The organism is Saccharothrix sp. DSM 118769 (genome assembly GCF_052936295.1).
On record NZ_CP193627.1, the window covers coordinates 1,595,367 to 1,618,402 of the forward strand.

The 23,036-nt window shown below is 73.1% G+C and carries 22 protein-coding genes; 8 read left to right on the plus strand and 14 right to left on the minus strand.

Annotated elements, in window-relative coordinates; all coding sequences use genetic code 11:
- Positions 1-67: 67 nt before the first annotated feature.
- Together eda and edd are read right to left on the minus strand one after the other, a co-directional pair.
- Complete coding sequence (gene eda, locus ACRAKJ_RS07675; protein WP_438926078.1) at positions 68-688, minus strand: bifunctional 4-hydroxy-2-oxoglutarate aldolase/2-dehydro-3-deoxy-phosphogluconate aldolase; 621 nt, start codon at positions 686-688, stop codon at positions 68-70.
- Positions 685-2,550: a phosphogluconate dehydratase gene (gene edd / locus ACRAKJ_RS07680; RefSeq protein ID WP_438926077.1), complete on the minus strand. Its 1,866-nt coding sequence runs from the start codon at positions 2,548-2,550 to the stop codon at positions 685-687. The genes eda and edd overlap by 4 nt, the downstream gene beginning before the upstream one ends.
- A gap of 223 nt (positions 2,551-2,773) precedes the next feature.
- On the opposite strand from edd, the gene ACRAKJ_RS07685 reads away from it, so the two are divergent.
- The 4 genes from ACRAKJ_RS07685 to ACRAKJ_RS07700 all read left to right on the plus strand — a co-directional run bounded on the left by ACRAKJ_RS07685 (position 2,774) and on the right by ACRAKJ_RS07700 (position 6,577).
- Positions 2,774-3,070, plus strand: a complete 297-nt coding sequence (locus tag ACRAKJ_RS07685) for a hypothetical protein (protein WP_438926076.1) — start codon at positions 2,774-2,776, stop codon at positions 3,068-3,070.
- A gap of 113 nt (positions 3,071-3,183) precedes the next feature.
- Positions 3,184-3,945, plus strand: a complete 762-nt coding sequence (locus ACRAKJ_RS07690) for a hypothetical protein (RefSeq protein WP_438926075.1) — start codon at positions 3,184-3,186, stop codon at positions 3,943-3,945.
- A 9-nt stretch (positions 3,946-3,954) separates the two neighbouring features.
- Positions 3,955-5,826 carry a fumarate reductase/succinate dehydrogenase flavoprotein subunit gene (locus tag ACRAKJ_RS07695; protein ID WP_438926074.1) on the plus strand — a complete coding sequence of 624 codons (1,872 nt, stop codon included), beginning with the start codon at positions 3,955-3,957 and terminating at the stop codon, positions 5,824-5,826.
- A 1-nt stretch (position 5,827) separates the two neighbouring features.
- Positions 5,828-6,577, plus strand: coding sequence for a succinate dehydrogenase/fumarate reductase iron-sulfur subunit (locus ACRAKJ_RS07700; protein ID WP_438926073.1), 750 nt, complete (start codon positions 5,828-5,830; stop codon positions 6,575-6,577).
- Here ACRAKJ_RS07700 and ACRAKJ_RS07705 read toward each other — a convergent pair.
- From ACRAKJ_RS07705 to ACRAKJ_RS07735, 7 genes are all read right to left on the minus strand, one after another.
- A complete protein-coding gene (locus ACRAKJ_RS07705) occupies positions 6,480-6,869 on the minus strand; it encodes an ADP-ribosylglycohydrolase family protein (protein ID WP_438926080.1) in 390 nt (129 codons plus the stop codon). The two genes, ACRAKJ_RS07700 and ACRAKJ_RS07705, sit on opposite strands and share 98 nt — an antisense overlap.
- 121 nt (positions 6,870-6,990) lie before the next feature.
- Positions 6,991-8,547: a hypothetical protein gene (locus ACRAKJ_RS07710; RefSeq protein WP_438926072.1), complete on the minus strand. Its 1,557-nt coding sequence runs from the start codon at positions 8,545-8,547 to the stop codon at positions 6,991-6,993.
- Positions 8,548-8,617: 70 nt separating this feature from the next.
- The gene (locus ACRAKJ_RS07715; RefSeq protein ID WP_438926071.1) at positions 8,618-9,271 is read right to left on the minus strand and encodes a hypothetical protein; all 654 of its coding nucleotides are present in this window, start codon (positions 9,269-9,271) and stop codon (positions 8,618-8,620) included.
- 31 nt (positions 9,272-9,302) lie between these two features.
- Positions 9,303-9,515: a type II toxin-antitoxin system HicB family antitoxin gene (locus tag ACRAKJ_RS07720; RefSeq protein ID WP_438926070.1), complete on the minus strand. Its 213-nt coding sequence runs from the start codon at positions 9,513-9,515 to the stop codon at positions 9,303-9,305.
- Between the two features lie 186 nt (positions 9,516-9,701).
- Positions 9,702-12,563: a vitamin B12-dependent ribonucleotide reductase gene (locus ACRAKJ_RS07725; protein WP_438926069.1), complete on the minus strand. Its 2,862-nt coding sequence runs from the start codon at positions 12,561-12,563 to the stop codon at positions 9,702-9,704.
- Between the two features lie 143 nt (positions 12,564-12,706).
- Positions 12,707-13,159: a transcriptional regulator NrdR gene (nrdR, locus tag ACRAKJ_RS07730; RefSeq protein ID WP_306746924.1), complete on the minus strand. Its 453-nt coding sequence runs from the start codon at positions 13,157-13,159 to the stop codon at positions 12,707-12,709.
- 267 nt (positions 13,160-13,426) lie between these two features.
- The gene (locus ACRAKJ_RS07735) at positions 13,427-13,930 is read right to left on the minus strand and encodes a LysM peptidoglycan-binding domain-containing protein (protein WP_438926068.1); all 504 of its coding nucleotides are present in this window, start codon (positions 13,928-13,930) and stop codon (positions 13,427-13,429) included.
- A 247-nt stretch (positions 13,931-14,177) separates the two neighbouring features.
- Between ACRAKJ_RS07735 and lexA the strand changes: the two genes are divergently transcribed.
- Positions 14,178-14,849 carry a transcriptional repressor LexA gene (gene lexA / locus ACRAKJ_RS07740; protein ID WP_438926079.1) on the plus strand — a complete coding sequence of 224 codons (672 nt, stop codon included), beginning with the start codon at positions 14,178-14,180 and terminating at the stop codon, positions 14,847-14,849.
- A gap of 53 nt (positions 14,850-14,902) precedes the next feature.
- Here lexA and ACRAKJ_RS07745 read toward each other — a convergent pair whose 3' ends face one another.
- From ACRAKJ_RS07745 to ACRAKJ_RS07755, 3 genes are read right to left on the minus strand one after another with little or no spacing between them, the layout of a single operon-like run.
- Complete coding sequence (locus ACRAKJ_RS07745; protein ID WP_447008904.1) at positions 14,903-15,922, minus strand: hypothetical protein; 1,020 nt, start codon at positions 15,920-15,922, stop codon at positions 14,903-14,905.
- Between the two features lie 4 nt (positions 15,923-15,926).
- Entirely contained in the window at positions 15,927-17,372 is a 1,446-nt protein-coding gene (hflX, locus tag ACRAKJ_RS07750) for a GTPase HflX (RefSeq protein ID WP_438926644.1), read from the minus strand.
- A 56-nt stretch (positions 17,373-17,428) separates the two neighbouring features.
- Positions 17,429-17,923 (minus strand): helix-turn-helix domain-containing protein, encoded by a 495-nt coding sequence (locus ACRAKJ_RS07755; protein ID WP_438926643.1) that lies wholly within the window; start codon positions 17,921-17,923, stop codon positions 17,429-17,431.
- Positions 17,924-17,991: 68 nt separating this feature from the next.
- Between ACRAKJ_RS07755 and ACRAKJ_RS07760 the strand changes: the two genes are divergently transcribed.
- The 3 genes from ACRAKJ_RS07760 to ACRAKJ_RS07770 are packed head-to-tail and all read left to right on the plus strand — an operon-like array spanning position 17,992 to position 21,308.
- Entirely contained in the window at positions 17,992-19,248 is a 1,257-nt protein-coding gene (locus ACRAKJ_RS07760; RefSeq protein WP_438926642.1) for an MFS transporter, read from the plus strand.
- Positions 19,232-20,461, plus strand: a complete 1,230-nt coding sequence (locus tag ACRAKJ_RS07765; RefSeq protein WP_438926641.1) for an MFS transporter — start codon at positions 19,232-19,234, stop codon at positions 20,459-20,461. The genes ACRAKJ_RS07760 and ACRAKJ_RS07765 overlap by 17 nt, the downstream gene beginning before the upstream one ends.
- On the plus strand, positions 20,454-21,308 hold the full coding sequence (locus tag ACRAKJ_RS07770) for an SMP-30/gluconolactonase/LRE family protein (RefSeq protein WP_438926640.1): 855 nt from the start codon (positions 20,454-20,456) through the stop codon (positions 21,306-21,308). The genes ACRAKJ_RS07765 and ACRAKJ_RS07770 overlap by 8 nt, the downstream gene beginning before the upstream one ends.
- Here ACRAKJ_RS07770 and dapF read toward each other — a convergent pair.
- Together dapF and miaA are read right to left on the minus strand one after the other, a co-directional pair.
- A complete protein-coding gene (gene dapF / locus ACRAKJ_RS07775) occupies positions 21,305-22,108 on the minus strand; it encodes a diaminopimelate epimerase (RefSeq protein WP_438926639.1) in 804 nt (267 codons plus the stop codon). The genes ACRAKJ_RS07770 and dapF overlap by 4 nt on opposite strands.
- Before the next feature lie 9 nt (positions 22,109-22,117).
- On the minus strand, positions 22,118-23,035 hold the full coding sequence (miaA, locus tag ACRAKJ_RS07780; RefSeq protein WP_438926638.1) for a tRNA (adenosine(37)-N6)-dimethylallyltransferase MiaA: 918 nt from the start codon (positions 23,033-23,035) through the stop codon (positions 22,118-22,120).
- Position 23,036 lies beyond the last annotated feature (1 nt).

Here is a 23,036-nt window from a genome sequence, read left to right on the forward strand (position 1 = left end):
GAGAGTCCAACACCCGGGACCCGAGAGTCCAACGCCGGGGACCCGTGAGTTCCGCGTTCGGGGCGGGTCAGAGGGCGGCGGCGGCCCGGGCCAGGGACTCGACGCGGTCGAAGTCGCCGGCGGCGAGGGCGTCCTTCGGGGTCAGCCAGGAGCCGCCCACGCAGCTGACGTTCGGCAGCGCCAGGTAGCGCGGGGCCGACTCGGGCGTGATGCCGCCGGTCGGGCAGAACCGCAGGCCGGGCAGCGGGCCGCCGATGGACTTGAGGTAGTCCACGCCGCCCGCGGCCTCGGCCGGGAAGAACTTCAGCGCCGTCAGGCCGCGCTCGGCCAGCCGCATCGCCTCGGACACGGTCGCCGCGCCCGGCAGGAACGGCAGGCCGGTGTCCTCGGCGGCGGCGAGCACCGCGTCCGTCGAGCCCGGCGTGACGAGGAACGCGGCACCGGCCTTCGCGGCCTGCTCGGCGTGCTCCGGCGCGGTCACGGTGCCCGCGCCGATCACGATCTCCGGCACCTCGGCGGCCACCCGCTCGATGGCGCTCAGCGCGGCGGGCGTGCGCAGCGTCAGCTCGATCACGCCGATGCCCCCGCGCAGCAGCGCCCGCGCCAGCGGCACGGCGTGCGCGGCGTCGTCCACGACGACGACCGGGATGACGGGGGACAGCGCCAGCAGCTCCGAGCTGGTGGTCACCGGGACACCTCCTGGTTGAACTGGCCTTCGAAGTGCGAGGCCGCGATGGGTCCGAACACGCTGGCGCCCCGGTCCGCCGGGCCGACCGCGCGCCGCAGCGCCGCGAACAGCTCGCGCCCGGTGCCGGTCCACGCCTGCGCGTCCGGCGGGAAGTCCACCAGCTCGCGCGCGGCCAGCTCCGCCGGGTCGACGAAGACCTCCAGCGTCCCGGTCTCGGCGTCCAGCCGCAGCACGTCGCCGTCGCGCACGCGGGCCAGCGGGCCGCCGACGGCCGCCTCGGGCGTGAGCTGGATGGCGGCCGGGATCTTGCCCGACGCGCCGGACATGCGGCCGTCGGTGACCAGCGCGACCTGGAAGCCCCGGTCCATGAGCACGCCGAGGGCGGGGACGAGCTTGTGCAGCTCGGGCATGCCGTTGGCCTGCGGTCCCTGCTGCCGCACGACCACGACCACGTCGCGCTCCAGCTCGCCGGCCTTGAACGCCGCGCTGAACGCCTCCTGCGAGGTGAACACGCGCGCGGGCGCCTCGACGACCCGGTGCTCGGCCTTCACCGCGGACACCTTGATCACGGCGCGGCCGAGGTTGCCGGACAGCATGCGCAGGCCGCCGTCGGCGGCGAACGGCTCGGTCGCGGCCCGCAGCACGTCGGTGTCCAGGGAGCGGCCGGGGCCGTTCCGCCAGGTCAGCACGCCCTCGACGAGCACGGGCTCCCGCGTGTAGCGGGACAGGCCGGGCCCGGCGACGGTCTGCACGTCCTCGTGCAGCAGCCCGGCCTCCAGCAGGGTGTGCACGAGGAACTGCACGCCGCCCGCGGCCTGGAAGTGGTTGATGTCGGCCGACCCGTTCGGGTACACCCGCGCCAGCAGCGGCACCACCGAGGACAGCTCGGCGAAGTCGTCCCAGCCCAGCTCGATGCCCGCGGCGGAGGCGATGGCCACCAGGTGCATGGTGTGGTTGGTCGAGCCGCCGGTCGCGAGCAGCGCGACCACGCCGTTGACCACGGACTTCGCGTCCACGACCCGCCCGATCGGGGTGTACTCGTCGCCCCGGCTGATCTCCACGGCCCGGCGCGCGGCCTCCTCGGTCAGCGCCCGCCGCAGCCTGGTGCCCGGCGGCACGAAGCTCGCGCCCGGCAGGTGCAGGCCCATGACCTCCACGACGAGCTGGTTGGAGTTCGCCGTGCCGTAGAACGTGCAGGTCCCGGGGCTGTGGTAGGAGGCGGACTCGGCCTCCAGCAGGTCCTCGCGGGTGGCCTTGCCCTCGGCGAACAGCTGCCGCACGCGGGCCTTCTCCGAGTTCGGCAGGCCGGAGCTCATGGGGCCGGCGGGCACCAGGATCGCGGGCAGGTGCCCGAACGACAGGGCGCCGATCAGCAGGCCGGGGACGATCTTGTCGCACACGCCGAGCAGCAGCGCCGAGTCGAACATCTCGTGCGAGAGCGCCACGGCGGTGGACATCGCGATGACGTCCCGGCTGAACAGGGACAGCTCCATGCCCGCGCGGCCCTGCGTGATGCCGTCGCACATGGCGGGCACGCCGCCCGCGAACTGCGCCACGCCGCCGACGGCCCGCGCCGCGTCCTTGATCCACGCGGGGTACTCGTTCATCGGCTGGTGGGCGGAGAGCATGTCGTTGTAGGACGACACGATCGCCACGTTCGGGCGACGCATCGCCCGAAGGAGGTCCTTGTCGCCGCCGGTGATGCCGGCGAAGCCGTGCGCCAGGTTGCTGCACGCCATGTCGCGGCGGGCGGGGCCGTCCTGGTGGGCCTGGGCGATGCGGTCGAGGTAGGCGGTCCGGGCGGCGGCGCTGCGGGCGGCGATTCGGGCCGTCACTGCGGCGACGACGGGATGCACGCTCATGGTTCGCTGTCTCCGGGGGTGATCACGGGCCGTGGTGGGCCCGGTGGGACGGCAGCGCTGGCGTCGCACGGACGGACGTGACAGCCCACACATTATGTCACGACACATGATCGTCACAAAAACGATTCAGATCCTGGGACGCGCCGTGGATACTTGTGGTGCTTGTCACAAGGGCGCCGACCGGGCAGAGTCGGCACACGGAACCCCAAGGGAGGTGCTGACCATGACGTCCTCGGAGATCGTGGAACTGCGCCGCGCGCTCGGCCGGCTCCGCCAGTGCGTCGGCGGACTGCGGGCGCGCTACGGCGACGTGGCCGCGGTGCAGAGGCTGGCCAACGACGTCGAGCGCATGGACATCGACGCGACCGAGCTGGTCGACCTGGACAGCACGCCCCGGCAGCGGGAAGCGCCGAGGATCGAGCGCGAGGTCGTGGTGGTGCCCGACACGCCCTACGACCCCCGGCTCTGGCACGACGCCGACGACGAGGGTCTCGGCGGCTACCGCAGCCACCGCACCTGACCCACCCCGGCCCGGCCCCCGCGTGACGCACCACGCGGGGGCCGGTTCGGTTTTGCCCGAAAAGATCGGTCCTTGATCGACCCCGCCACAGCGACGTGGAACCGAGGTGAGGTATGAGGGCGCAGATCGCCCAGCGCACGTTGCGGACCGACCGGTGGTGGATACCGCCGCTGGCCACCTTCGCCGGTCTGCTGCTGATCTCGGTGTACGCGGCCGTGCGCACGTTCATGGGCGACTTCTACTGGGTGGACGAGTACCGCTACCTGACGCCCATGTACTCCCCGTGCCTGAGCCAGGAGTGCCTGCCCGGCGCGGCGCACTTCGGCCGACCCCTGCCCGAGCTGCCGGGGTTCCTCACCCCGCCGGTGATCATCATCCCGTTCCTGCTCGGCTTCCGCGTGACCTGCTACTACTACCGCAAGGCGTACTACCGGGCGGCGTGGATGTCCCCGCCCGCGTGCGCGGTGGCCGAGCCCCACGCGAAGTACACGGGGGAGACCCGCTTCCCGCTGGTCGCGCAGAACCTGCACCGCTACTTCTTCTACGCCGCCTCGCTGCTGCTGCTGGTCAACGTCTACGACGCGGTCTACGCGTTCACCACCGGCATCGGCCTGGGCAACGTCGTGCTGCTGGTGAACGTGGCGCTGCTCGGCGCCTACACGCTGTCGTGCCACTCGTGCCGGCACATCGCCGGCGGCCGGTTGAAGCACTTCTCCAAGCACCCGGTGCGGTACTGGGCGTGGACGAGGATCTCCAAGCTCAACGCCAAGCACATGCAGCTCGCGTGGGCCTCGCTGATCTTCGTCTGCGTCACGGACCTCTACGTCGCGCTGGTCGCCTCCGGGACGATCACCGACCTCCGATTCGTCAACTGAGGAGTGGTTTTGCCCGAGCTGGAACGGCATCAGTTCGACGTGCTCGTGATCGGTGCCGGCGGCGCGGGGCTGCGCGCCGCGATCGAGGCCCGCGAGCACGGGATGCGCACGGCGGTGCTGTGCAAGTCGTTGTTCGGCAAGGCGCACACCGTGATGGCCGAGGGCGGCATCGCCGCGGCCATGGGCAACGTGAACTCGAACGACAACTGGCAGGTGCACTTCCGGGACACCATGCGCGGCGGGAAGTTCCTCAACAACTGGCGGATGGCCGAGCTGCACGCCAAGGAGGCGCCCGACCGGGTGTGGGAGCTGGAGACCTACGGGGCCCTGTTCGACCGCACGAAGGACGGCCGGATCAGCCAGCGCAACTTCGGCGGCCACGAGTACCCGCGCCTCGCGCACGTCGGCGACCGCACGGGCCTGGAGCTGATCCGCACCCTCCAGCAGAAGGTCGTGTCCCTCCAGCAGGACGACCACGCGCGGACCGGCGACCACGAGTCCCTGCTGCGGGTGTTCCAGGAGTTCACCGTCACCGACCTGGTCCTGGACGGCGGCAAGGTCGCCGGCGCGTTCGGCTACTGGCGCGAGTCCGGCCGGTTCGTGCTGTTCGAGGCGCCCGCGGTGGTGCTCGCGACCGGCGGCATCGGCAAGTCGTTCAAGGTCACGTCCAACTCGTGGGAGTACACCGGCGACGGCCACGCGCTGGCCCTGCGCGCCGGGGCGTCGCTGGTCAACATGGAGTTCGTCCAGTTCCACCCGACCGGCATGGTCTGGCCGCCGTCGGTGAAGGGCATCCTGGTCACCGAGTCCGTGCGCGGTGACGGCGGCGTGCTGCGGAACTCCGAGGGCAAGCGGTTCATGTTCGACTACGTGCCCGAGGTGTTCAAGGACAAGTACGCCGACAACGAGGAGGAAGCCGACCGCTGGTACGCCGACCCCGGCGCGAACCGGCGGCCACCGGAGCTGCTGCCGCGCGACGAGGTGGCCCGCGCCATCAACTCCGAGGTCAAGGCCGGTCGCGGGTCCGAGCACGGCGGCGTGTTCCTGGACGTCTCCACCCGCCTGCCCGCCGAGGAGATCATGCGGCGGCTGCCGTCGATGCACCACCAGTTCAAGGAGCTGGCCGACGTCGACATCACCGCGCAGCCCATGGAGGTCGGGCCGACCTGCCACTACGTGATGGGCGGCGTGCAGGTCGACCCGGACACCGGCGCGTCGTCCGTGCCCGGCCTGTTCGCGGCGGGCGAGGTGTCCGGCGGCATGCACGGCTCGAACCGGCTGGGCGGCAACTCGCTGTCCGACCTGCTGGTCTTCGGCCGGCGGGCGGGCCTGGGCGCGGCCGACTACGTGGCGAGCCTGTCCGAGCGGCCCGCGTGCTCCGACGAGGCGGTGGTCGACGCCGAGCGGACGGCCCTCGCGCCGTTCTCCGGGGAGAGCGGCGAGAACCCGTACACGCTGCACGTGGAGCTCCAGCAGGCGATGAACGACCTGGTCGGCATCATCCGGCGGGCCGAGGAGATGGAGCAGGCCGTCGCGCGGCTCGACGAGCTGAAGCGGCGCGCGGCGAACGTCGTGGTCGAGGGGCACCGGCAGTTCAACCCGGGCTGGCACCTCGCGCTCGACCTGCGCAACATGCTGCTGGTCAGCGAGTGCGTGGCGCGCGCCGCGCTGCTGCGCACCGAGAGCCGCGGCGGGCACACCCGCGACGACCACCCCCGGATGGACGCCGACTGGCGGCGCAGGCTGCTGGTCTGCACCGCGTCCGGCGACGGCGTCGCGGTGGACGAGGAGGCGCAGGTCCCGATCCGTGCGGACCTGCTCGACCTGTTCGAGCGCTCGGAGCTGGACAAGTACCTGACCGCGGACGAACTGGAGGGGTGACGTGGGGTACCAGGGGCACTTCCGGGTGTGGCGCGGTTCCGCCGAGGGCGGCGGCCTGGAGGACTTCACCGTCGAGGTGAACGAGGGCGAGGTCGTCCTCGACGTGATCCACCGGTTGCAGGCCACCCAGACGCCCGACCTGGCCGTGCGGTGGAACTGCAAGGCGGGCAAGTGCGGTTCGTGCTCGGCCGAGGTCAACGGCAGGCCGCGGCTGCTGTGCATGACCCGGATGTCGACGTTCACCGAGGACGAGACGATCACCGTGACGCCGATGCGCACGTTCCCGGTGATCCGCGACCTCGTCACCGACGTCTCGTACAACTACCGGAAGGCGCGGGAGGTCCCGGCGTTCCAGCCCCCGGAGGGCGTCGCGCCGGGGGAGTACCGGATGCAGCAGGTCGACGTGGAGCGCTCGCAGGAGTTCCGCAAGTGCATCGAGTGCTTCCTGTGCAACGACACGTGCCACGTCATCCGCGACCACGAGGAGAACAAGGAGTCGTTCGCCGGGCCGCGGTTCCTGATGCGGGTGGCCGAGCTGGAGATGCACCCGCTCGACGGGGCCGACCGGGTGCGCGAGGCGCAGTCGTCGCACGGGCTGGGGCTGTGCAACATCACCAAGTGCTGCACCGAGGTGTGCCCGGAGCACATCAAGATCACCGACAACGCGCTGATCCCGATGAAGGAGCGCGTCGCCGACCGCCGCTACGACCCGATCGTGTGGTTGGGCACCAAGCTGTTCCGCCGCGGCTGAGCGTTCCCGGTCCGTGTCGCCCCCCGATGGGGTGACACGGGCCGCTCAGGGCGCGGAGGTCGGCTCGGGGTGCGGAGGTCGGCAGCGGCTCGCGGCGCGACAGCCACTCCCCGGGCACGGGAGCGCGCACGACCCCGCCCGTGATGGCGGCCGTCGTGTCCGCGTCGCCGCCCGCCGCCACGCACGCGGTGACCGCGGCCCGGTAGTCGTCGGCGGCGAGCTTCGTGAACCGGCCCGGACCCGGTGCAGCACCACCACCGCGCCCGGCCCGTACCCGCGACGGGGGTCGCAGCGCTCGGCGAACGCCGCCGCCAACCGGTCCTGGTCGACCTCGCCGTGCGCGCGCAGCTCGTCGAGGGAGCGGAGTGCGTCCGAGGTCGACATGCGCCCCCGGCCTGCCACGTCCCGGGCCCCTAGGGAGTCACGGCGCAGTCCAGCACCGAGCCCTGGAACGTGCCGATCAGCAGTCGTCCGCCGCCGGCGGCGCACAGCGACAGCGGCACGACCGGGTGACCCGCCACCTCCGGCCGCAGGCGTGCAAGCTCCGCGCCGTCGTCGTTGCGCAGCACCACCACCTCGCCGGACGCGAACGCCACGTACGCGTGGTTCTCGTCGGCGTCCAGCGCCACCGGCGCGTGGTCGGCGGTGACCACCCACTCGGCCTTGCCCTTCGGGTAGCGGCGGCGGGCGACGAACGCGTTGCCCGGCAGCAGGCCCGCGCCGTCGTGGACCGTCCCGGCGTGCACGATCGACCCGCCGGTCCCGTCACCACCGCCGGCCAGCCACGCGCCGGGGCCGCCGAACAGGTGCCCGTCGCGCCGCTCGTCCCACTCCAGCGGAAACAGGTACCGCAGGCCGCCGTCGACCGGCGTGACCACCCACTTGCGCCGCCACGGCTTCGGCGAGGTGCCGCGCAGGAACAGCAGGTGCGGCGAGCGGCGGACGTCGAAGTAGTGGTTGACGAGGTCGTAGTGGCCGACGACCACCTCGCCGACCCGGCGCCCGTCCGGCGCGAGCAGCGGGCCCGGGTGGTCGCCGCGCGTCGCCGGCCGTGCCGCCACCAGGCCGTCTGCCCGGTCCACCAGCACGACGTGCGAGTCCACCGGGACGTCCCGCAGCGGGCGGCCGGTGGTCAGGTCCACCGCGGTGACCGCGCTCGGCCCGTCGTGCCGGCCCACCGCGTTGGTGAGGGCGGTGCGCTCGTCGGGGGAGACCACGACCTGCGTGCCGTGCCCGTCGACCGGGAGCGCCCAGTGCCCGCCGGCGCGGTCCCAGCACTCCACGGCGACGCCGTCCAGCGCGGCCAGGACCCGGCCGTCGCGCAGCGCCCGCACCGCGCGCACCTGGCGGCGCGGCGACCACACCACGCCCCGGTCGAGGCAGGCGCGTTCGACGGCGAGCCGGGCGCGCACCGGGTCCGGTCGCCCCACCAGCGGCGCGGTCGACATGCGCGAGGGGAAGAAGGTCAGGTCGGGTGACCCCCAGTCGTCGCGGACCGCGGTGAACGCGTGGGCGACCTGCTCCTCGTCGTCGGTGGACGGCGTGAGCACCACCCGCAGCGACCGCGCGTCCAGCCACGCCACGTCCAGCACCTGCGTGCAGGACTCGACCACCGACCTCGTGCGGCCCGTCACCAGGTCCGCGAGCAGCAGCTCGCCCTCGTAGAAGTAGCCGCCGTCGTACTGCCCGGTGCCCGCGGCCAGCAGCGGCAGCTCCGGGTGGAACGACAGCGAGCCCACCGGCCACCGGGTGTTCACGAGCAGCACGCACGCCAGGTCGGACGTCCGGTAGACCGCCAGCGGCAGCCGGCGCACCCCCGGGTCCCACACCGGCGACCCGGCGTGCCCGAGGTCACCCGCGACGGCCAGCAGCTCCCCGTCGGGCGACGACGCCACCGCGGTGGGGTGACCGACCTCGTGGAACGCGCCGGCGCCGAGCACCCGTGCGACCACGAGCCCCGCTCCGCTCACCCGGTCCACCCGTCCCGGTCGATCACGCCCTCACCATCCCACAGCGCGGGACGAGGCGGAACCGGCCGGTTCAGCGTTCCGCTCGGTCGCCCACCCGGTCGAGGTGCTCGCACGGTCCGCCGTCCCCGTCCCCGTCCCCGCAGGCGTCGACCAGGAGCGCCGGGACCCACAGGAAGACCTTCGGGTCGCCGAGCCCCGACGCCGTCAGCCACGTCGCCGCCCGACGCGCCTCCCGCCCGTCCCGGACCAACCCCCACCTCCCCGGTCGCACGCCCGTCGCCCGCCGGACGTCGTCGACGAGCCCGTCGAGGCAGGTCCAGGTGTGCCACCCCCCGCTGTCGAAGCCGACCAGCTCGAAGCCCAGCACCCGACCGGGGCGGGGGTCGGGGAAGGCGTCCCGCCGGGCCAGGCGTCCCGCCACGCCACCCGCGTCCGGGTGGTGGCCCGCGCCGGCCATCTCCCGGAGCAGGCCCGGGGCGTCGGCCGCGGCCACGCCGACGGCCAGCACGTGCAGCCCCGCCCGCCCCGCGCGAACCCGTGACCGCCCGGCCGCGACCGGGTCGTCGAACCAGTCGTCCCAGCCGTCGCGGTCCGCCGGCAGCACGTCCACGACGCAGTCGCTCATCGAGACCAGGTCGGGGCCCGACAGCCCCGCGTCCCGCCAGTCGGCCCTGGCACCTCGCGCGGCCACCGGGTAACCGGCCAGCAGCAGGTCGGTGTCCATCGGAACTCCCCCGTGAGCTGCGGTCAGGAGGTCACGGCGCGCTGCCGACGAGCCAGGCGCGCAGCTGCGCGTCGTCGCTGGAGCCGATCAACCGCACCAGGTCCCGGTTGCCGCGGTGGCTCGGGGCGTCGAGCAGGCGTTCCCGCCAGTCCTCCGCGTACTCCCGCAGGGCGTCGACCATCTCGGCGATCGCCTCGTCGAACGACGCGCCGTCCGCGGCCACCGGCAACCCCGGGACGAACACCGACCAGCCGTCGTTCTCGCGGACGACCCGGGCACGCGACAGCGGACATGCCTGCCTCCCGGTCGATCATCACCGGTACCACGACCTCGTGAAAGTACGTCACGTACGTGGTGGTGCACCGCAGACGCGGCGGAGCCGGGGCGGTGGTGGTCGCCCCGGCTCCGCCGGTCCCGGACTGCCGTCAGGTCAGCTGCAACCCGACGTGGAGCCGCAGCCCTCGCACAGGTAGCAGGAGCCGGCCGGGCGCATCTTCGTGCCGCACGTCATGCACAGCGGCGCGTCGGCGGCCTTGCCCAGGTGCAGTTCGAGCAGTTCCGTGGAGCTGCCGACCCTGATGTCCTGCGGCGCGGGCTTCTTCTCCGGCGCGGGGGCCGGGGCGTTGGCCGGCGCGGCCGGGGTGTCGGAGTCGACGGACGTGCGCAGGCCCTCCAGGTCGACGTCGCCGCCGCTGTAGTCCGCCGCCACCTGGGCGGTGCGCTCGTCGGCGGTGAAGATGCCGAGCTGCGCGCGCTTCTCCACCGGCAGGTAGTCGAGCGCCAGGCGCCGGAACAGGTAGTCCAGGACGCTGGTCGCGATGCGCACGTCCGGGTCGTCCGTCATGCCCGCCGGCTCGAAGCGCAGGTTCTGGAACTTCGAGACGTAGAACTCCAGCGGGATGCCGTACTGGAGGCCGACCGAGATGGACATGGAGAACGCGTCCATCACGCCCGCCAGGGTCGAGCCCTGCTTGCCGAGCTTGACGAAGATCTCGCCCAGGCCGTCGTCCGGGTACGAACCGGCGTGCAGGTAGCCCTCGGCGCCGCCGACCGTGAACGACACCGTCTGCGACGGGCGCTTCTTCGGCAGGCGCTTGCGCACCGGGCGGTACTCGACGACCGTCTCGGTCTTGACCTCGGGCGTGGCGGCGACCGACGCCTTGGCGGACTTGCCCGCCGACAGCGGCTGGCCGACCTTGCAGTTGTCGCGGTAGATCGCGAGCGCCTTCAGGCCCAGCTTCCAGCCCTGGTAGTAGATCTCCTCGACGTCCTCGACGGTCGCCGTCTCCGGCATGTTGACCGTCTTGGAGATCGCGCCCGAGATGAACGGCTGCACCGCGGCCATCATCCGGACGTGGCCCATCGGGGCGATCGACCGGTCGCCCATGGCGCAGTCGAACACGTCGTAGTGCTCGGTCTTCAGGCCGGGGGCGTCGACCACGTGGCCGTGCTCGCCGATGTACTCGACGATCGCCTCGACCTGCTCCTCCTGGTAGCCCAGGACGCGCAGCGCGCGCGGCACGGTCTGGTTGACGATCTGCATGGAGCCGCCGCCGACCAGCTTCTTGAACTTCACCAGCGCCAGGTCCGGCTCGATGCCGGTCGTGTCGCAGTCCATCATCAGGCCGATGGTGCCGGTGGGCGCGAGCACGGACGCCTGCGCGTTGCGCCAGCCGTTGCGGGCGCCGACCGCCTGGCACTCCTGCCACGCCTTGGTGGCCACCGAGCGCACGGCGGCGTCGTTGGCGTGCAGCGTGCGGATCTCGTCGTTGGCCGCGGCGTGCTTGCGGATGATCCGCTGGTGCGCCTCGGCGTTGCGGGCGTAGCCGTCGTACGGGCCGACGATGCCGGCCAGCTCGGCGGACCGCCGGTACGCCACGGCCTGCATCAGCGACGTGATGGTCGCCGCCAGCGCCCGGCCGCCCTCGGAGTCGTACGCGTGGCCGGTCGCCATGAGCAGCGCGCCCAGGTTCGCGTAGCCGATGCCGAGCTGGCGGAACGCGCGGGTCGTCTCGCCGATCGCGGGGGTCGGGAAGTCCGCGAAGCAGATGGAGATGTCCATCGCGGTGATGATCACCTCGACCGACTTGGCGAACAGCTCCGCGTTGAACGAACCGTCGTCCTTGAGGAACTTCATCAGGTTCAGCGACGCGAGGTTGCAGCTGGAGTTGTCCAGGTGCATGTACTCCGAGCACGGGTTGGACGCGGTGATGCGGCCCGACTCCGGCGTGGTGTGCCAGTCGTTGATGGTGCCGTCGTACTGGATGCCCGGGTCGGCGCACTCCCACGCGGCCTGCGCGAGCTTGCGGAACAGGCCCTTCGCGTCGACGTGGTCGATGACCTCGCCGGTCATCCGGGCGCGCAGGCCGAACTGGCCGCCGCTCTCGTAGGCGTGCATGAACTCGTCCGACACGCGGATCGAGTTGTTCGCGTTCTGGTACTGCACGGACACGATGTCCTTGCCGCCCAGGTCCATGTCGAACCCGGCGTCGCGCAGCGCGCGGACCTTGTCCTCCTCGCGCGCCTTGGTCTCGATGAACTCCTCGACGTCGGGGTGGTCCACGTCGAGCACGACCATCTTCGCCGCGCGGCGGGTCGCGCCACCGGACTTGATGGTGCCCGCCGACGCGTCCGCGCCGCGCATGAACGACACCGGGCCGGACGCGGTGCCGCCGGAGGACAGCAGCTCGCGGGACGAGCGGATGCGCGAGAGGTTCAGGCCCGCGCCGGAGCCGCCCTTGAAGATCAGGCCCTCCTCGCGGTACCAGTTCAGGATGGACTCCATCGTGTCGTCGACCGACAGGATGAAGCAGGCGCTGACCTGCTGCGGGGAGGTGGTGCCCACGTTGAACCACACCGGCGAGTTGAAGCTGAACACCTGGTGCAGCAGCATCCAGGTCAGCTCGTGCTCGTAGATCTCGGCGTCCTGCTCGGAGCCGAAGTAGCCGTGCTTGACGCCCGCCTCGACGTAGGTCTTCACCACGCGGTCGATGAGCTGGCGCAGGCTGTGCTCGCGCTGCTGCGTGCCGACCGCGCCCCGGAAGTACTTGCTCGTGACGATGTTCGTCGCGTTGACCGACCAGAAGTCCGGGAACTCGACGCCGCGCTGCTCGAAGTTCACCGAGCCGTCGCGCCAGTTCGTCATCACGACGTCGCGGTGCTCCCAGGTGACCTCGTCGTAGGGGTGCGTGCCCTCCGTGGTGTAGACGCGCTCCACCTTCAGCTTGGCGTTCTTGCTTCCCGCGCCGTTGCGGGTGGCCGTCTTCTTCGAGCCACCGACGGTCTCGGTCATCCGGGGTCCCTCTCGATCACATGGTGTGGGTGTGGAACGACCACGTCCGGGCTCCCCGTCCGAGGCGGTCGCTGTGGTGTTCGCGATGTGCTGTTCGCGGTGTGGTTCTCGGTCGCGGCGGCCGGCGCCGACCAGTCGGGGGACTAGTCGCGCTGGGCGTCGCGGAGATCGGCGATCTCCTTCTCGAAGTCCTCGACGGACGAGAAGGAGCGGTAGACGCTGGCGAAGCGGAGGTAGGCGACCTCGTCCAGCTCGCGCAGGGGGCCGAGGATGGCCAGGCCGACCTCGTGGCTGGGGATCTCGGCGACGCCGCCGGAGCGGATCGACTCCTCCACGCGCTGGGCGAGCTGCTGGAGCGCGTCCTCGTCGACGGGGCGGCCCTGGCACGCCCGGCGCACGCCGACGACGACCTTGTCGCGGCTGAACGGCTCGGTCACGCCGGAGCGCTTGACCACCGCCAGCACGGCCTCCTCGACCGTGGTGAAGCGGCGTCCGCAGGCCGTGCACGACCGGCGGCGGCGGATGACCTGGCCCTCGTCGACCTCGCGGGAATCGACGACACGCGAGTCCGAGTTCCGGCAGAACGGGCATCGCACGGCTGGTCTTCCCCTCCCCTGGGCAGCAGCCATCGCGTCAGCCCCGCTCGTGGGGAAAACCCCAACCTGTGGACTGACTACGACGGTGTAACCACTAGATGTAGGGGTCAACCTATGCCCAAGCCCTACGGGCCTGCAAGTCGGGGGGTGGCGTGTCCCGTCACTCGGACGGCGGAACCTCGGGCGACGCCCCGAAACGCCCGGACCGCGCCACCGGTGGTCGGGTGGCGCGGTCCGGGGAGTGCTCGGGAGGGGTCCGGGCGCGGGTCAGGGGCCGGCCGCGCCGTCCGGGACGACGAGGGCCTGGCCGGGCCTCACCTCGGCGTCGGGGAGCGCGTTCAGCTCCCGGATGCGGGCCGCGACGGCCTCGGGGTCGCTGTCCGGCGCGCTGCGCCCGGCGACGTCGAGGAGGGACTCGCCCACCTGGACGTGCACGACGGCGGTGCGCTCGGGGACGGTGGTCGCGCCGGTCGCGTACAGGTAGAACAGGCTCAGCGCGGCGGCCACGACGGCCGCGACCGCGACGTGGGCGGCGAACCGGAGGGCGGGGTGCCGCCGGGGGCGGACCCCGGGGGCGGCCGGCTCGGGCGGCGCCTCGCGCGCCGCGAGGGGGAGGGGGCGGCCCGCGGGCCGCCGGTCGTCGCGCTCGGGTACCTCGAACCGGCGAAGCACCCGCGGTCCGGGTCGCAGTCCCTCGCCGAGGGCGACATCCTCGACACCGGCGCCGTCGACGAGTTCGAACCCGTTGCGGGTGCCAATGACCACCGCCATGCTGCCCTCCAACGCAGGTCATCCGATCATGATCGAACCTGTGTTCGATCGAACGTCCGTGCGAATGTCTACCACTAAGTGCCGCATAATTGGAAGGACACGCCGACGCTTACTTCGAACAGGTGTTTGATCTGGGCGTCGAACGCGACTACCGTCCACAGTCGAAGATCGACGGATAGCCGGCCTGGGCAATCTGAGCCGGTGAGGAGGAAGCACCGTGGTGCGCAAGACCAACGACGACGCGGGCATCGCCGCAGATGCGCCCTCCGCCCCCCCACCGGCGGACATCGCGGGCAACGCGGGGCTCACCCTGCGGCAGCGCAAGGTGCTCGACGTGATCCGCGACTGGCTGGACCGGTTCGGCTACCCGCCCAGCGTCCGCGAGATCGGCGAGGCGGTGGGCCTGACGAGCACGTCCTCGGTCGCCCACCAGCTGCGGGCGCTGGAGAAGAAGGGTTTCCTGCGGCGGGACCCGAACCGGCCGCGCGCGGTGGGCGTGCTGCCGACGGAGATCGTGACCGGCCTCGACCCGGCGTCCAAGCCGACGCCCGCGTACGTGCCCATGCTGGGCCGCATCGCCGCGGGTGGGCCGATCCTGGCCGAGGAGTCCATCGAGGACGTGTTCCCGCTGCCGCGCGAGATCGTCGGCGAGGGCGAGGTGTTCCTGCTCAAGGTCGTGGGTGACTCGATGGTGGACGCCGCCATCACCGACGGCGACTGGGTCGTGGTGCGCCAGCAGCCGACGGCCGACAACGGCGACGTGGTGGCCGCCATGATCGACGGCGAGGCCACGGTCAAGACGTTCAAGCGCCGGGACGACCACGTGTGGCTGATGCCGCACAACCCGGCCTACCAGCCGATCCTGGGCGACGAGGCGTCGATCCTGGGCAAGGTCGTCGCGGTGCTGCGCCGCCTCTGACGGACCACCGGGGAGGGCTTGGGCGGTTCGCCGCCCGGGCCCTCTTCGGCGTCTCAGGCCCTCCTGCGCGACCGGCGCACGAGGCCGCCGATCAGCACCAGCGCGACCGCGCCACCCCCGATGACCAGCCACGGGGGCGCGTCGTCGGTCGGCGCGGGCGGGGGAGGGGCCGAGGTGTCGAGGGGTGCCGGCGCCTCGGTGGTCGTGGGCGCCGGGGGCACGGCCAGGGCCGTCGCGCCGGCCACCGCGCGCACCGTCGAGGACGCCGCCGCGTTCCCGAACTCCGAGGCCGACAGCAGCGTGCCGTCCGGGGCGAGCGCGATGGCCTCGCCCTGCGGCTCGTCCGGCAGCGGCACGCGCACCGGGTCGCCCTCCAGGGCCTTCGCCAGGTCGCCGTCCGGCACCGGGAACAGGTAGGCGTCGGTGTAGGTCCGCAGCGCCGCCACCCGGCCGTCCGCGCTCGTCGCCGCGCCCGTGACCAGGCGCGACACCACGCGGTTGGCCAGCGGCCCGCCGGGGGTGTCCGTGCCGGCGATCGACACCCGCGCCACCTGCTCCAGCGGGGTCGGCGCGTTCTCGTCCAGCGCGCCCGCGGGCCGGTACACGAGGGCGGACCCGATCGTTTCCTTGGTGACGATGTGCGGAATTCCCGAGCCGTCGATCAACAACGCTTCCGCGTCGTGCTTTCCGTCAGGATACGTGAGTCGGTACAAACGCGCCGAACCGTTCGGGGAAACCGCGTGCAATGCCACGGTCTCGCGCGTCTTGCCGTTGTCGCCGGTGTCCGCCGCCCACAGGGTTCCGTCAGGTGCCAATGCGAGGTCTTCGACGTCGAACGGGTTGATCCGGGTGGTGATCGTCCGGGTGATCGCGCATTCGCGGTCCATCACCTGGACGGCCAGCACACCGTTGTCGCTGTCGTTCACCGCGAACAGCTCGGCACCGCCGGCGGCGAGCCCGGACAGCTCTGCCAGCCGCTCGTCGGTCACCGCGCACAGGTCGGTGACGGCCGGCTCCGCCGAAGCGGAGCCGGCCGTCACCAGCAGACCGAGCGTTACCAGGAGCGCGCGCAAGGGCTCAGGCGCGGCTTCCGTCCACGGCGAACTGCTCCAGCAGGCCGGCCAGGTCGGGCCGGACCCGGGCGGACAGCTCGGTGCCCTCCTCGGTGTGCCGCTCCTTGAGCACCTCGCCCTCGCGGTGCACGCGGGCGACGACCTCGCCGCGCGCGTACGGCACGAGCGCCTCCACGACCACCTCGGGCCGCGGCGTCTCCACCGCGATGCGCTCGCGCAGCGCGGCGATGCCCTCGCCGGTGTGCGCGGAGACGAACACCGCGGTCGGGAACAGGTGCCGCAGCCGGGCCATGCCCAGCTCGCCCACCGCGTCGATCTTGTTGACCACGAGCAGCTCGTGCGGCATCGGGTCGTCGTGCCGCGACGAGATCTCGCCGATCACCTCGCGCACCGCCTTGACCTGCTTCTCCGGCATCGCGTCGGACCCGTCGACCACGTGGACCAGCAGGTCCGCGTCGGCGACCTCCTCCAGCGTCGACCGGAACGCCTCGACCAGCTGGTGCGGCAGGTGCCGCACGAAGCCGACGGTGTCGGTCAGCGTGTAGGGCAGGCCCTCGGGGGTCTCGGTGCGGCGCGTGGTCGGGTCGAGGGTCGCGAACAGGGCGTCCTGCACCAGCACCCCCGCGCCGGTCAGCGCGTTGAGCAGGCTGGACTTGCCCGCGTTCGTGTAGCCCGCGATGGCCACGTTCGGCACCGAGTTCGCCACGCGGCGGTGCCGCTTGGTCTCCCGGATGACGCCCATGGCGGCGATCTCGCGGCGCAGCTTCGAGATGCGCGCGCGGATGCGCCGTCGGTCGGTCTCCAGCTTCGTCTCACCGGGACCGCGCAGGCCCACGCCGCCGTTGCCGCCGCCGGCACGGCCACCGGCCTGCCGGGACAGCGACTCGCCCCACCCGCGCAGGCGCGGCAGCAGGTACTGGAGCTGCGCCATCTCGACCTGCGCCTTGCCCTCCTTGGTGGAGGCGTGCTGGGCGAAGATGTCGAGGATCAGCGCCGTGCGGTCGATGACCTTGACCTTGAGCTTCTCCTCCAGCTGCCGCAGCTGGCCGGGGGAGAGCTCGCCGTCGGCGATCACGGTGTCCGCGCCGGTCGAGATCACGATGTCGCGCAGCTCGGCGACCTTGCCGGCGCCGATGTAGGTGGCCGGGTCGGGCCGGTCGCGCCGCTGGACGAGACCTTCGAGGACCTCGGAGCCCGCCGTCTCGGCGAGCAGGGCCAGCTCGGCCAGGGAGGCCTCGGAGTCCGCCGCGGTGCCCTCGGTCCACACGCCGACCAGCACGACGCGCTCCAGGCGGAGCTGCCGGTACTCGACCTCGGTGACGTCCTGGAGTTCGGTGGACAGCCCGGCGACGCGGCGCAGCGCCGCGCGTTCCTCCAGCGCGAGGTCGCCGGTCGACAGCTCGTCGTCCTGGTCGGGCCAGTCGTTGCTTCGGTACGTGTTGTCCGTCATTTGCCCTTCATCGTCCCACGTCACCCCTCGCCGGACCGAGTGGTTATCACCCGCGGTCAGTCCCCCGGGTACAGCGCCAGGTAGACCGCGACCCGCTCCCCGTCCGGGGTGGCCGGCGTCGACGCCAGCTCATCGAACAACGCCTGGAGACGCCGTTTTAGTTCCCGCGGGTCGGTCCTGACGACCAACCGGACCTGCTTGAGCGCGTCGACGCCGTGGTCGGCGACCTCGCCGAGGAACGCCTGGAGCACGGCCTCCTGGGTGGCCAGCGGTTTCTCGTCGTCCTGCCAGGTCAGCCGCCAGGACAGCCCGGTGGACAGGTAGGGGACCTCGCGCGCGCCCCGGTTGCCCGAGCGGGCGGGCTGCGCCTCCAGGAAACCCGCGGCCACCAGCTTGCGCACGTGGTGGAGCGTGGTGGCCGGGTCCTTGCGGAGGCGCTCGGCGATCTCCTTGTTGGTCAGCGGCGTGTCGTAGGTGAGCCGGATGATGCGCAGCCGCACGTCCGAGGCGAGGGCCGCGGCCTGCTCGGCGGTGCCGATCTGTCGCTCCACCGGCCAAGGATACGCCGTCGCGGGTAAGTGATTGACAGTTTCAAATCACTCGCGCGAGACTCCCCGCCATGTCCCTCTGGTCCCACCGCGACTTCCGCCTCCTGTGGGTGGGCGACACCGTCAGCCAGTTCGGCGCCACGATCGGCCGCACGGTCCTGCCGCTGCTCGCGGTGGGCGCGCTGGCCGCCACGCCGTTCCAGATGGGCGTGCTCTCCGCCGCGGGCTCGGCCGCGTTCCTGCTGATCGGGCTGCCCGCCGGGGTGTGGGTGGACCGGATGAGCCGCCGCCCGGTGATGCTCGTCTCCGACGTCGCGCGCGCCGCGCTGCTGCTGTCCGTCCCGGCCGCCTGGTGGCTCGGCGCGCTCACCCTCGCCCACCTGGTCGTGGTGGCGCTGCTGGTCGGCGCGGCCACGGTCATGTTCGACGTCGCCTACCAGTCGTACCTGCCCGCGCTGGTCGGCCGGGAGCAGCTCGTCGAGGGCAACTCGAAGCTGGAGTCCAGCCGGGCGGTGGCCGAGGTGTCCGGACCCGCGCTGGCCGGCGGGGTGGCGCAGGCGGTCGGGGCGGCCGTCGGCGTGCTCGCGACCGGTGCCGGCTACCTCGTGTCGGCGCTGTTCCTGCTGCGCATCCGCACCGCCGAGCCGGTGCCGGCGCGGGCCGGGCGGACCGGGCTGCGGCACGAGGTCGCCGAGGGCCTGCGGTTCGTGTTCGGGCACCCGTCGCTGCGCGCGATCGTCGCCTGCACGGGCACGGCGAACTTCTTCGGCGGCATCGCGGCGGCCGTCACGGTGCTGTTCCTGGTCCGCGAGCTGGGCCTGTCCGAGGGCGTGGTGGGCGTGCTGCTCAGCGCGGGGGGCGCGGGCGGCGTGCTCGGCGCGCTGACCATGGGCCGGTGGCACGCCCGGTTCGGCCCGATCACGCCGATCTGGCTGTCCGCCCTGGTCACGTTCCCGTTCGGGCTGCTCATCCCGCTCGGCGCGCCGGACTGGCGGCTCGTGCTGGTGGCCCTCGGCGAGGCCGTCGTCGGCTACGGCGTCATCGTTTACAACGTCGCCCAGCTCAGCTACCGGCAGTCGATCTGCCCCGACCACCTGCTCGGCCGGATGAACGCGAGCATCCGGTTCGTGGTGTGGGGCGCGCTGCCGCTGGGCGGGCTGGCCGGCGGCGCCCTGGGCACGGGCGTCGGGGTCACGGCGGCGCTGTGGGTGGCCATGGCGGGGCAGGCGCTGTCGGCGCTGTGGGTGGTGCTGTCGCCGCTGCGCCGCGGGCGGGTCCACGCGGAGGAGGAAGAGGGGGAGGAAGAGGGGGATGTCGTCACGAGGTGACTTCCGGCGGTTCTGGGGCAGCGACGCGGTCAACCAGTTCGGCACGGCGGTGTCGGCGTTCGTGCTGCCGGTGGTGGCGATCGAGGCGCTGGACGCCTCCGAGTTCCAGGTGGGGGTGCTGGCGGCGGCCGGGACGGCGGCGTTCCTGCTGATCGGCCTGCCCGCGGGGGTGCTGGTCGACCGGGTGCGCAAGCGCCCCCTGCTGGTCTGGAGCACGACCGGCCGGGCGCTGGTGCTGGCCACGGTGCCGGTCGCCGGGTGGCTCGGCGGCCTGACGTTCGCCCACCTGGTGCTGGCCGCGCTGCTGGCGGGCGTGCTGACGGTGTTCGTGGACGTGGCGGGCCAGGCGTACCTGCCGGTGCTGGTCGACCGCGAGGGGCTGACCGCGGGCAACGCCCGGCTCGTGTCGTCGCAGCAGGTGGCCCGGCTCACCGGGGGCCCGGTGAGCGGACCGCTCGCGCAGCTGCTGGGCGCGGCGAACGCGGTGTCGGCGGTCAGCGCCTCCTACCTGGTCGCCGCGCTGCTGCTGCGCGGGGTGCGGACCGCCGAGGAGCCCGTGCCCCGGCGTCCCCGGGCCCTGCGGGCGGAGATGGGGGAGGGCCTGCGGTTCGTGCTCGGGCACCCGCTGCTGCGGCCGATCGCGCTGTGCACGACCTCGTTCAACCTGGCCAACGCCGTGTGGGTCGCGGTGAGCGTGCTGTTCCTGCTGCGCGACCTGGACCTGTCGCCGACGGCCGCCTCGGTGCTGCTGGGCGCCGGCGGCGCGGGCGGCGCGCTGGTCGGCCTGGTCGCGGGCCGGTTGCGGCGGTTCGGCACGGCCCGGCTCGTGTGGCTGCCGATGCTGGTCACGCAGCCGTTCTGGGCGCTCGTGCCGCTGGCCGGGCCGGACTGGCGGCTGGCGCTGCTCGCCGTCGGCACGGTGGTCACCTCGGCCGGGGCCGTCGTCCACAACGTGGCCCAGGTCAGCCTGCGGCAGGCGCTGTGCCCGCCCGGCCTCCAGGGGCGGGTGAACGCGACCGTCCGCTTCCTGGCCTGGGGCGCCACCCCGCTCGGCGCGCTGGCGGGCGGCGCGCTCGCCGGGTGGATCGGGGTGCGGGGCACGCTGTGGGTCGCGGCGGCGGGCATGGCCCTGTCCGTCCTGTGGGTGGTGCTGTCACCGCTGCGGGCGATGCGGGACGCCCCCGTGATCACTAGCGTCGGGCGCCATGGTTGACACCACCGTGCTGCGCGACGGCCTCCGGTTCGGCGAGGGACCCCGGCGGGGACCCGACGGCAGGCTGTTCTACTCGGACTTCTACGACCACGAGGTGCGCGCGCTCGACCTGGTCACGGGGGCCGAGGAGGTCGTCTGCGCGGTGCCGGGCCAGCCCTCGGGCCTGGGCTGGCTGCCCGACGGGCGGCTGCTCGTGGTGTCGATGCGCGACCGCCGGGTGCTGCGCCTGGAGGACGGCGGCCTCGTCGAGCACGCCGACCTGGGCGGGATCGCCACGTTCCACGCCAACGACATGCTGGTCGACGCGCACGGCCGCGCGTACGTCGGCAACTTCGGCTTCGACCTGCACGCGCTCATCGCCGAGCACGGCGAGGCGGCCCTGCTGGCACCCGGCTGGACGGCGCCCGGCGCGGCGCTGGCGCTGGTCGGCCCGGACGGGGCGGTGTCGGTGGCCGCCGAGGACCTGAGGTTCCCCAACGGCATGGTGCTGCTGCCGGACGGCAGGCTCGTCGTCGCCGAGACCCTGGCGTTCGGGCTGACCGCGTTCGACGTGGCCGACGACGGGACGCTGTCCGGCCGCACGACGTGGGCCGACCTGCGCGAGCACGGCGTCGCGCCCGACGGCATCGCGGTGGACGACGAGGGCGGCGTGTGGGTCGCGCCCGCGCTCCAGGCCGCCGCCTTCCGGGTCGAGGACGGCGTCGTCACCCGCCGGGTCGAGACCGGGCAGCCGTGCTTCGCGGTGGCGGTCCTGGGCGACCGGCTCGTCTGCTGCACCGCGCCCACCTCCCAGCCGGAGGTGGTGGCCGGGGCGCGCCTGGGCAGGCTGGAGGTGGTCGACCTCTAGAGCGAGTCCCACCACGCCTGGTCGAGCTCGCCCCGGGCGAGCAGCACGGCCGGGCCGGTGAGCGTCGAGCCGTCCTCCTCGATCACCACCGCGAGCTGTCCGCCGGGGACGTCCACGGTGGCCTTGCCGGTGCGCTGACCGGTCCCGTACAGCCACGAGGCGACCGCGGCGACCGTGCCCGTGCCGCACGAGCGGGTCTCGCCGACGCCGCGCTCGTGCACGCGCATCCGCAGCGCGCCGTCGCCCAGCACGTTGACGAACTCCACGTTCACGCCGTGCGGGAACAGCACCGGGTCGTGGCCGGGCGGCACGCCCAGGTCCAGCTCGCCCACCGGCACCTCGGTGACGCACGCCAGGTGCGGGTTGCCGACGTCCACCGCGACACCGCCGAACGCGCTGCCGCCGACCGTGGCCGTGCCGGTGCCGGTGACCAGGACGCGGCCCATGTCGTTGGTGACCGTGCCGTCCTCGTGCGCGACGACCCGCCGTTCACCCGAACGGGTGCCGATGGTGAACTCCTCGCCGCCGGGCGCCAGGCCCGCGTCGACCAGGTAGCGGACGAACACGCGCACGCCGTTGCCGCACATCTCGGCGATCGAGCCGTCGCCGTTGCGGTAGTCCATGAACCAGGGGCCGAAGTCGGGGCGCACCACCCGCAGCACGCCGTCCGCGCCGAGGCCGCGCCGCCGGTCGCACAGCGCGCGCACCCGCTCCTCGGTGAGGTCCAGCGCACCGTCCGGATCGGGCAGCACCACGAAGTCGTTCTCGGTGCCGTGGCCCTTGAGGAATTCGACGCCCACGCCGGCAGTCTACGGCGCGACGTGCCGGAGGACGCGGCCGGCCAGGTCGGGCGAGGACGCGTCGAACCAGGTGACCCGCCGGTCGCGGCGGAACCAGGACCGCTGCCTGCGCACGAACCGCCGGGTGCCCAGGGCGGTCGCCCCGAACGCCTCCTCGACCGAGTACTCGCCGTCGAACGCGGCCAGCACCTGCTGGTAGCCGAGCGCGCGCGACGCCGTGCGGCCCTCCCGCAGCCCCCTGGCCTCCAGCGCGCGCACCTCGTCGACCAGGCCCGCGTCGAACATCCGGCCGACCCGGGCGTCGACCCGCTCGTCCAGTTCGGCCACCTCCCGGTCCAGGCCGACCAGGACCGCGCCCCACCGCGCCGGGCCGGGCTTGGGCAGGGTCGCCGAGAACGGCCTGCCGGTCAGCTCGATCACCTCCAGCGCGCGCACCACGCGCCGGGCGTTGGACGGCAGGATCGCCAGGGCCGCGGCCGGGTCGAGCTGCGCCAACCGGCCGTGCAGGGTCTCCGCGCCGAACATCGCCAGCTCCCGCTCCAGCTGGGCGCGGACCGCCTCGTCGGTGCCGGGGAACTCCAGGTCGTCGAGCACCGCCTGCACGTACAGGCCCGAGCCGCCGACCAGCACGGGCGTGCGCCCGGCGGCCAGCAGCCGCTCCACGACGGCGCGCGCCTCCCGCTGGTAGGCGGCCACCGAGGCGGTGTCGGTCACGTCGAGCACGTCGAGCAGGTGGTGCGGCACGCCGCGCCGCTCCTCCTCGGTGACCTTCGCCGTGCCGATGTCCATGCCCCGGTAGAGCTGCATCGCGTCGGCGTTGACCACCTCGCCGCCCAGTTCGGCGGCGAGCCGCACGGCCAGGTCGGACTTGCCGGTCGCGGTGGGGCCGACGACGACGACCGGGACGACCCCGGAGGAGGTGCTCACG

What these genes read in the sequence shown, in the direction of transcription:
- ACRAKJ_RS07735 (WP_438926068.1), bottom strand. Translation starts at nt 13,930, where the DNA reads ATGGCGGTGGTCATTGGCACCCGCAACGGGTTCGAACTCGTCGACGGC.
- ACRAKJ_RS07770 (WP_438926640.1), top strand. Translation starts at nt 20,454, where the DNA reads ATGGTTGACACCACCGTGCTGCGCGACGGCCTCCGGTTCGGCGAGGGA.
- ACRAKJ_RS07760 (WP_438926642.1), top strand. Translation starts at nt 17,992, where the DNA reads ATGTCCCTCTGGTCCCACCGCGACTTCCGCCTCCTGTGGGTGGGCGAC.
- edd (WP_438926077.1), bottom strand. Translation starts at nt 2,550, where the DNA reads ATGAGCGTGCATCCCGTCGTCGCCGCAGTGACGGCCCGAATCGCCGCC.
- ACRAKJ_RS07715 (WP_438926071.1), bottom strand. Translation starts at nt 9,271, where the DNA reads ATGGACACCGACCTGCTGCTGGCCGGTTACCCGGTGGCCGCGCGAGGT.
- hflX (WP_438926644.1), bottom strand. Translation starts at nt 17,372, where the DNA reads ATGACGGACAACACGTACCGAAGCAACGACTGGCCCGACCAGGACGAC.
- ACRAKJ_RS07765 (WP_438926641.1), top strand. Translation starts at nt 19,232, where the DNA reads ATGTCGTCACGAGGTGACTTCCGGCGGTTCTGGGGCAGCGACGCGGTC.
- ACRAKJ_RS07685 (WP_438926076.1), top strand. Translation starts at nt 2,774, where the DNA reads ATGACGTCCTCGGAGATCGTGGAACTGCGCCGCGCGCTCGGCCGGCTC.
- ACRAKJ_RS07725 (WP_438926069.1), bottom strand. Translation starts at nt 12,563, where the DNA reads ATGACCGAGACCGTCGGTGGCTCGAAGAAGACGGCCACCCGCAACGGC.
- ACRAKJ_RS07690 (WP_438926075.1), top strand. Translation starts at nt 3,184, where the DNA reads ATGAGGGCGCAGATCGCCCAGCGCACGTTGCGGACCGACCGGTGGTGG.